This window comes from Paenibacillus agri (genome assembly GCF_013359945.1).
Taxonomy (GTDB): Bacteria; Bacillota; Bacilli; order Paenibacillales; family Paenibacillaceae; genus Paenibacillus_AQ; species Paenibacillus_AQ agri.
This window is the reverse complement of sequence record NZ_JABWCS010000017.1, coordinates 1-239: the sequence shown is the minus strand read 5'-3', so window position 1 is coordinate 239 and position 239 is coordinate 1. Positions and strand designations below refer to the sequence as shown.

The 239-nt window shown below is 54.4% G+C and carries 1 rRNA gene; it reads left to right on the top strand.

The window, feature by feature from the left end:
• Positions 1 to 239 (top strand): 23S ribosomal RNA (locus HPT30_RS00075); the annotation flags it as partial.

The following is a 239-nucleotide window of genomic DNA, read 5'->3' as shown; positions in this document are numbered from 1 at the left end:
GAAATTACTGTACCACCGTAATCCGCTATGAGCGATGGGGTGACGCAGGAGGGTAGTGACGCGGACTGATGGATGTCCGTCTAAGCAGTGAGGCTGGTGTGTAGGCAAATCCGCACACCGTAAGGCTGGGCTGTGATGGGGAGCGAAAATTATAGTAGCGAAGGTCATGATCTCACACTGCCAAGAAAAGCCTCTAGTCAGGAGAAGGTGCCCGTACCGCAAACCGACACAGGTAGGCG